Source organism: Burkholderia alba (genome assembly GCF_034721475.1).
Lineage (GTDB): Bacteria > Pseudomonadota > Gammaproteobacteria > Burkholderiales > Burkholderiaceae > Burkholderia > Burkholderia alba.
In genome coordinates this window covers 1-447 of sequence record NZ_JAWJWL010000178.1, presented here as the reverse complement: position 1 = coordinate 447, position 447 = coordinate 1, and the positions used below count along the sequence as shown (strand labels likewise).

General features: G+C 53.5%; 1 protein-coding gene. It reads left to right on the top strand.

Annotated elements, in window-relative coordinates; all coding sequences use genetic code 11:
• Positions 1-304: hypothetical protein (locus tag RZR99_RS33105; RefSeq protein WP_323123868.1), on the top strand; the 304-nt coding region annotated here is incomplete at its 5' end.
• Positions 305-447: the final 143 nt, after the last annotated feature.

Genomic DNA, 447 nt, shown 5'->3' with positions numbered 1-447 from the left:
GTCGGATACGCTGGTGTACGAAATCGCGGCAGCGAGAGTGGTGCTCGTCCTACTTGCAAAAACAGGCCATATGAAAATCGCCTTCACACGGGCAACATTTCAAATCAATTATCACGATAATAATTATGAGACACCCGTATCATCGCAGTCGATACCGCAACAGATGAGCATGACGTTCGACACGGTCGAGCTTCAGGGGATGAGCGCGCTGCAACGGGCAAACGCGATCAGGTACCTTGCACGCCTGCTGATGCAGGCAGCCGGCATCTCGACTCCGAAGGGGCATGACGATGACGAATGTTGAGCGTTTGCCCGCAGATCTTCTAAGAGACGGTTTCATAAAGACTGCTGAGTCCGCTGCAAGGTGTTTCAGCAGATCAAGCAGCAGCCGAGTTTGAGGAACGCGCCGTGAATATCAGCACGGCGCTCGAAACGGATACGGAGGCA